Source organism: Borrelia sp. A-FGy1 (genome assembly GCF_014084025.1).
Lineage (GTDB): Bacteria > Spirochaetota > Spirochaetia > Borreliales > Borreliaceae > Borrelia.
In genome coordinates this window covers 910,270-918,483 of sequence record NZ_CP043682.1, presented here as the reverse complement: position 1 = coordinate 918,483, position 8,214 = coordinate 910,270, and the positions used below count along the sequence as shown (strand labels likewise).

The following is an 8,214-nucleotide window of genomic DNA, read 5'->3' as shown; positions in this document are numbered from 1 at the left end:
TTATTATAAAGAAATAAAAACTAAGTCAGGAACTGCCTAAAGTAAAGCTTGCAGATCATGCTCTAGTGGATTACCGCTCTTTAAAGAGCCTAAAAAGCTATTTTGGATAGATACAAGAAGCTATTTCTATATTCTTTCTTTATTAGAAACAGCAGTTCACTTATGCTAAGTATATAAGCTCTTATAGAACTATTGATACTTATACTGATTGTAGTATTTGTAGTATTGGATGTTTTAGATTTTCTAAAATACGTAGCTATGCTCTTGCTGACTTAGAAAACAAAAAGCTAGAAAAAGAATATGCTAAGCTTAGCAAGATTATTCCAAAGAATGCTATACCTGATTATAAAACACCTCTTTAGATGATGCAATTTCGGCGTATAAGAAAGCTATAAATAAGGCTAGTAAGGCTGAAGGAAGAATAAGGGCAGTAAATGACTATTTAAAAATTAACGAAGAGAAAAGAAAAAAACATAATTTGTTTAAAAACAGCTAGAGGTTATTGTAGGTGCTATTGCAGGCATTGCTCATCCTACACTTGAAGATTGATGGTTTGCTAATGCAAAAAGGTTTGCTCGTAATGCTAAGTGGGAGAAGCAAATAAAATGGTTAATGCTATTGATAAACTATCAGCTGCTTATAGAAGGGTTAAATCTTAATAACCTTAATAATTCTTAAGCTTAATTAGCTATCTCTTATAACTATTTAGAAACTCTTTACCTCTAACTTGATTTATAATAAAAATAATACTTAGGTTAGTAATTAAAGAAAAAGGAGAGGATATTAATGAAAAAAAGAAGCAATATCTGCATTTTACTTCTAGCAACAATTTTGCTTGTGTCTTGCAAGTTTTTTGGAAATAATAGCTCACGTAAAGAAACAGATTCTTTTTTTGATGCGGCTAGTAGTATTAGTAATCTAGCCTTGGATGCTTCTTCTAGCAAGCAAGATGAAAGTACAAGTGATGCTATAGGTGAAGATAAAAAGAATGAGACTAGCACTGACATGCTTGCCGATGCTCCCTCTGCTTATAGTGTTGGTCCTAGTATAGATAAGCAAGAAAATAAAGGTAAGTTAACTGAAGAAGATAATAAAAATCTTTATACTTTTCTTTATAAAACTATATCATATCAATATATTCTAATTTCTATTTATAACAAATATACAAGACATTATAATACCATTGCTACCTACGGCAGCTGTGATACGTATCGCATTGGGTGTTTTAGTTCAGGTCCTTCTGCAGAACGTAAACAAGCTATTGCTGATCTAGAAAAATTAAATCTAGACCAAGATTATACTAAACTTAGCAAGATGCTAAAGAGTGCAGTGCCTATTTATAACACTAAAACTTTAGATGATACAATTGCTGAGTACAAGAAAGCTGTAAGCAAAGCTAGCGAGGCTGAATGTAGGATAGAGATAGAAAATGACTATGCAGCAGCTCAAAGTGCTGCTGAAGATAAGAAGAAAAAAATATAGACTATTTAAAAATAGTTGCAGACGTTCTTCCTGTTATTAAAAAGACCATGGAAATAGCTAGTATAACTTATGCTAATGCTTTTGCCATTATAGCTTCTAGGTTATCTTCTAGCGAATTTAGACAAGCTGTTTTTGAGTTTAATGCTGTTGCTAAGGAATATGCTAATGGAAAAGGAGATAACGCTGCTAGCGTTATTGTAGGTCCTATTTCTAGTATGACTTACGTCACATTTGAAGATGGGTTTGCAAGAGCAAAAATGTTTGCTAGTAATTATAAAGGAGAAGAGGTAAAAAGAATGACTGCTGCTATTGACAAGCTATACACTGTTTATAAAAGGGTCAAAATAAAAGGGTTAAATAATTGATATAAAAACAATTAGGCTAAGATTAGAATTAGAAACTTGCTTATCTTAACTAAAAATAACAAATTATTTGTTACCTATAATTTCTATGAAATTTAGGAGGAGACTCCTGATAATATCAATAGGGCCCCTCCCTTAAGTTTAGGTAATACTTATATAGGTAAGAAGAATATTTTTTTACGTTGTTATTAATATTAAAATATTAATATTTAAAAAGATAAAATTATAATTATTATTCATTAACAAAAATCCATATTTATAAAATGATACATCAAAAGACATAAAGATTTTATTACAGATAATTAAGATATAACTAATAACAAAAATGTTGAATAATATCCGTATGATTATCACAAAGAAGATTTAATCTCTAACTGATCAGATATGAAAATAATTTATTAGTAAACATTAGTAAATAAATAATAATAGAAGCTAAATATATACTTGTCATTATATACATATTCACTGATAGTTACTTCTTCTTGTTCAATTTTTAATACCACCAACTAAATTTCTAGTTCTATATTTATTTAAGATCCTTTAAGCTCCATCGCTATTTTATAGTGTTACATAGAATTTTTATAGAATTTTAATGATATAAAATTACTCACTTTAATACTTTAATTATTAACTTCATTTCTTTTTTCTAACAGACTACCTAAGAGAGAAACTCATAACAAATTTACTGATAAGATAAATAATTTTATTTAACAACATTTGACAAAAATATATTTAATCAATATTATTAAATAATAGATATTAATTAAATTAAAGGAGATAACTTTGAATAATTTATTTACAAAATTATTGTTTATTGCTGTATTAATTTTATTTTTTAGTTGCGAATTTAGTCCTCAGTTAAAAGAATACATGGATAAGTTTACTGAATCTACTCCAAAAACTAATAATCAAAAAATCAAATCAACTCTCTCCTCTAAAGAGTCTGAACAAAAATACAATCTTGAAAAGAAATTATTAAAGGAAAAAAATTCAAGGACTACAAAAGAAGAAACTCAGCAACAAGTTATTCTTAAAAATGTAGTATCAAGAGATAATAATATAGAAAAAAATGATGACACCGACGATACTACTGAATACAGCATTCACTCAGAAATATTGAGACAGGCACGTAAACAAAGACAAGAACGTGAAAGACAAGAACGTGAAAGACAAGAAATCGAAAGAAATACATCAATAAAAGTAAATACTGTACTAATCTGGGCTAGAGGAAAAATGAAGGAAGCCATCAAAAGATTAGATTTTAGTCCTAACAGAGAAAACCATATACAAAAGATAAAGGAATACTGGGGAAAATACGGAGAATGGGTTAACAAAGAAGGACACAAATCATCATTAGAAGTAATGAAAAATAAATTTTTAGAAGGATTTTCTCCAATAATAATAGAAGCTAATAATGATAACAAAAACCGCATTATGCGCATTGGATAGTTAACTCCAATTACTACATATATTTCTAAGGTAGTCTTCTGTAAGGGACTATTTTAGAAATACCCTCTTATTAAAAACAGCTTTCAATATTTGATATAGCAATAAAATCAACTTTAAAATTAATCTCTAATAATAGTGCCTTTAATATTACCTATTTCTTTAGTGAGATTATTAATTGATGTAATAACAGCCAATCTTCCTGAGCTAGACTTTACAAAGTCCACACTAGCTTTAACTTTAGGCAACATAGACCCTGATTCAAAATGTCCCTCACTTATATACTTCTCCATCTCTATAGTATTAACTTCGTCTAATAAAACCTCATCTGCTTTACCAAAATTTAAAGATACCTTATCGACCGTTGTAATTATAATTAAAATATCAGCTTGTATATCCTGTGCTAATTTAGATGATGCAAAATCTTTATCAATTACTGCACTTATTCCTTCAATATTTCCTTTCAAATCTCTCGCAATAGGCACCCCACCTCCACCGCATGCAATAACTACAAATTTATTCCTAATTAATTCCCTTATTACTTCAGTCTCTATTATCTCTACTGGCATTGGTGAAGCTACTATTCTTCTATAGCCGCCCCTACAGCTATCTTCTCGCAAAACATACCCCTTATTTTTCTCAAGTTCCAATGCTGTAGCTTTATCATAAAATGGGCCAATCGGCTTACTAGGTTCCTTTAACCCTTTATCTTCCCTATCTACTATTACTTGAGTAATCAAAGCAGCAACATCTTTAATTATTCCTCGTTCATTAAACTCATTTCTCAACGCCTGTTCAATATGATATCCTATCATTCCTTGACTCATAGCTCCACATACATCAAACGGCATAATAGGAGTTTCATGTCTAGCCAATTCATTCTGAAGCACTATCCTACCCACTTGCGGTCCATTGCCATGACTAATAATTACATCATATCCACTCTCAATTAAATCCACAATTCCTACAACACTCTTCCTTATAATTTCCAACTGTCTCTCTGCTGTTGTTTCCCCCACTCCATACTCTAAAGAATTTCCCCCAAGACATACAACAATCTTTTTGCTATCCATTTTACACATACTCCTCTTATAATTTAAATATAAACACTGGCCATTATTACTAAAATGCATACTATAAATTCAATAATAAATAATGGCAAAACAAATTTAAACCAACTTCCATACCCTAATCTTGCAATTCCTAAAACTGCCATTATAACTCCAGTAGGAGTTATTAAATTCACAAGTCCAGATGCTGTTTGCATAGCAATAACAACAGATGACCTTGGAACTTCCAAAAAGTCAGCCAAAGGTGACATTATTGGCATCGTAAGACTTGCATGTCCAGAAGAAGATGGAATAATGAATCCTGTAAATATTTGAACAATCTCATTTAAAACTATAAACAAAGCTTTTGGTAACCCGTATAAAAATTCAGCTGCTGCATTTAATATTGTAGCTGTAATTAATCCATCATCAGCTACTATCATAACTCCTCTAGCTATCCCAATAATAATAGCAGCTGTCATCATATCTTTAGCTCCCTCTATAAATGCATCCCACATCTGAGATTCGCTCATCTTACAAACAACAGCGGAAAGTATTGCTGTACCAAGATACAACATAGTCATCTCTTGCATCCACCAACCAAGTTGTATAATACTATACATCAAAAATAAAACCATTACTCCATATAAAAATAAAACTATTTTACGCTCATTTGTAAATGATGATACATTAACTCCAATACTATTCTCACTGTCTTTAATAAATACATTATAATGCTCCTCTCTTTGTGTGTATACAATAGATTTAGTAGGATCTTTCTTTACTTTCAATGCATACACTAAAACATATATTATTGCAATCAAAGTAGACACCACATATAAAATAAGACGAAAATAAAACCCATCATTTAAATCAATCCCAGCAATTGCTGATGCAATTCCTGTTGAAAATGGATTAATAGTAGATGCCATGGTACCTATACCAGCACCCAATCCAATAATTGAAACAGCTACTATCATATCATAGCCTAAGGCTAATACTAAAGGAATCATAACAAGATAAAATGGAAGTGTTTCTTCACACATTCCTGTTGTGGTCCCGCCTATTGAAAAAATAAACATCATAAAAGGAATAAAAATTTTATCTTTACTTCCCATCTTTCTAATCGCTGCAGTTATTCCTGCATCAACCGCTCCTGTTCTTAAAATTACACCATAAGATCCACCAACAATTAAAATAAATATAATAACCTCAACCGCATGCTCCATGCCTTTAGCCATTGAAGTTAAAACAGTATAAATACCATCAAAAAATCCCCTAGAAGGTCTTTCCACTGTATGATAAGTTCCAGATATAATAACCTCTTTAGTACTTCCATTGACCACTCTTGTCTCTTTAGAAAACTCACCGGCAGGAAGTACATAAGTCAATATCGTCATAAATACTATTAAAGAAAATATTATTGTAAAACTACTTGGAAATTTAATTTTCCCAATCATGTTATCCCTCCTAACATATCTCATACATTTTCCTAAAAGGATATAAATAAAACTATCCCAAAGTTGCAATCATTAAAGCCTTGATAGTATGTAATCTATTTTCAGCCTCATCAAATACAATAGATTGACTACTCTCAAAAACATCATCTGTAACTTCAATGCCCTCAAGTCCATATTTGTCAAATATTTCCTTGCCAAGCACTGTATCTAAATCATGAAAAGCAGGTAAACAATGCATAAATATCGCATCTTCCTTTGATAATTTCATAAGTTCCTTATTAACTTGATATGGTTTTAGAAGCCTTATTCTTTCATCCCAATTAAACTCCCCCATAGATACCCAGACATCAGTATAAACAATATCTACATCTTTTACTGTTTCTTCTATAGAACTAGAAATAGTAATGCTACCCCCATTCTTATCCGCTATGTCTATTACTCTGTTTATCAATTCTGAATCTGGAAAAAGCTCTTTTGGGGCAAATATCCTAAAATCCATTCCCATTAAAGCACATCCTTCCATCAAAGAATTAGCAACATTATTTCTTCCATCCCCACAAAAAACAATTTTCAAATTTTTCAAACATCCTTTATGCTCTTCAATAGACATAAAGTCAGCAAGCACCTGTGTAGGATGAGCAATATCTGTTAGCCCATTATAAACCGGAACATTAGAGTACTTAGCTAAATCTTCTACAGCCCGCTGAGAAAATCCTCTAAACTCGATAGCATCATATATTCTTCCCAATACTCTTGCGGTATCAGAAATTGACTCTTTTTTTCCTATTTGGTTGCCAGTTGGTCCCAAATAAGTAACCCTAGCTCCTTGATCATAAGCAGCAACCTCAAATGCACACCTTGTTCTTGTTGAATCTTTTTCAAAAATAATAGCTATATTCTTTCCCTTAAGTTTCTGCTCTTCATTTCCAGTATACTTAGCTTTTTTTAAGCTATGAGACAACTCAAGTAAATATTCAACTTCCTTCTGAGTAAAATCCAAAAGTCTTAAAAAACTTCTGTTTCGTAAGTTATACATAAATCTTTCCTCCCTTAATTAAAAAATTAAATATCTTCCCTTATTAAAGGCATTGCCATACATCTTGGGCCACCTCTTCCTCTTGAAAGCTCACCAGAAGGAATTTCATGGACTTCAATTCCAAATTTTTCAAGTAATCTATTAGTAACATGATTTCTAGAATAAACTATAACTTTTCCCGGAGCTATTGCTAAAGTATTAGCACCATCATTCCACTGTTCTCTTGCCCCATGGATTAAATCTCCTCCAGCGCAATTTATTATATTAACTTTAGATCCAAGATAGAAACCTAAAATATCTTCTAATTTTGCTTTCTCAATATTAACTCTAATATCCCCAGAGTCCTCATTATAAGTTAAAGCATAAATAGTAAATCTCATGTCATCATTGCTATAACTCGTGAAGGTACTACGATCTATTTGAGTAAAAACTGTATCTAAGTGCATATAAGCTCTACTTTGTGGTATTTGAAAAGCCAAAATAGTACTGAAAGACGCTTTTGCTTTAAAAATTTTTTTAGCTACTTTTTCAACAGATTCAGACTCAGTTCTTTCAGAAATACCAATAGCCAAAACATCTCGACTTAAAACTAACTCATCACCACCTTCTAAAGTAGTATCTTCGTCTCTAGTAAACAATATAGGTACATTCTCTTTATAAATAGGATGATGCTTAAAAATATAGTCTGCAAATATTGTTTCCCTCCTTCTTGTTTTAAATTTCATTCTATTTATTGTCACTCCATTACCAATACTTGAAAAAGGATCTCTAGTAAATAGTAAATTAGGCATAGGTTCCGTAATTAAAGGATATTCACTGTTTACCAAATAATTAAGAGAATCTGATTTATAATTCTTAAATTCATCTCTAGTAACTCCCGCTATCATCTTTGAAATCAGATTTTTAACAGTCATATTACAAAAATAATCTTTTAAAGCTTTAGTTTTATTTTCTGTTCTAATCCCTGCTTCAAGAATAAACTGAGATATAAATTTATCTTTAATTTTATCATCACTAGAAATAGTTTCACTAATTAAATCCTCAATATAGATAACCTCAACTCCATTATTTCTCAAAGTATCTGCAAAAGCATCGTGTTCTTGTCTGGCAACTTCAAGATAAGGAATATCATCAAACAATAACCTATGCATTATTGAAGGTGTCAAATTTTCCAATTCTTCTCCAGGCCTATGTAACAAAACTTTTTTTAAATGACCTATTTCTGAAAATACATTAATTGGTTTTAAATACTTCATAATAAAACCCCTTTATAAAAGTTAATAATTTTTAATTAAATTACATATTAAAATTTAAATAATAAAAAATCAATATAATTAAAAATTATAAAAATTATTATAAAAAATATTTAATCAAATATG

General features: G+C 30.5%; 7 protein-coding genes. 3 read left to right on the top strand and 4 right to left on the bottom strand.

The window, feature by feature from the left end; translation table 11 throughout:
- Positions 1-786 precede the first annotated feature (786 nt).
- The 3 genes from F0310_RS04215 (at position 787) to F0310_RS04210 (ending at position 3,293) form a co-directional block, all read left to right on the top strand.
- A complete protein-coding gene (locus tag F0310_RS04215) occupies positions 787-1,482 on the top strand; it encodes a hypothetical protein (RefSeq protein WP_232535953.1) in 696 nt (231 codons plus the stop codon).
- A 47-nt stretch (positions 1,483-1,529) separates the two neighbouring features.
- Positions 1,530-1,847: a hypothetical protein gene (locus tag F0310_RS05795; RefSeq protein WP_232535952.1), complete on the top strand. Its 318-nt coding sequence runs from the start codon at positions 1,530-1,532 to the stop codon at positions 1,845-1,847.
- 780 nt (positions 1,848-2,627) lie between these two features.
- Positions 2,628-3,293, top strand: coding sequence for a hypothetical protein (locus F0310_RS04210; RefSeq protein ID WP_182117678.1), 666 nt, complete (start codon positions 2,628-2,630; stop codon positions 3,291-3,293).
- Positions 3,294-3,412: 119 nt separating this feature from the next.
- On the opposite strand, the gene arcC is transcribed toward F0310_RS04210, so the two are convergent.
- The 4 genes from arcC to arcA are packed head-to-tail and all read right to left on the bottom strand — an operon-like array spanning position 3,413 to position 8,091.
- Positions 3,413-4,363 carry a carbamate kinase gene (gene arcC, locus F0310_RS04205; protein ID WP_232535951.1) on the bottom strand — a complete coding sequence of 317 codons (951 nt, stop codon included), beginning with the start codon at positions 4,361-4,363 and terminating at the stop codon, positions 3,413-3,415.
- Between the two features lie 23 nt (positions 4,364-4,386).
- Positions 4,387-5,799: a YfcC family protein gene (locus F0310_RS04200; RefSeq protein ID WP_182117676.1), complete on the bottom strand. Its 1,413-nt coding sequence runs from the start codon at positions 5,797-5,799 to the stop codon at positions 4,387-4,389.
- Positions 5,800-5,851: 52 nt separating this feature from the next.
- Positions 5,852-6,835 (bottom strand): ornithine carbamoyltransferase, encoded by a 984-nt coding sequence (gene argF / locus F0310_RS04195; RefSeq protein WP_182117675.1) that lies wholly within the window; start codon positions 6,833-6,835, stop codon positions 5,852-5,854.
- 26 nt (positions 6,836-6,861) lie between these two features.
- Positions 6,862-8,091: an arginine deiminase gene (gene arcA / locus F0310_RS04190; RefSeq protein ID WP_182117674.1), complete on the bottom strand. Its 1,230-nt coding sequence runs from the start codon at positions 8,089-8,091 to the stop codon at positions 6,862-6,864.
- Positions 8,092-8,214: the final 123 nt, after the last annotated feature.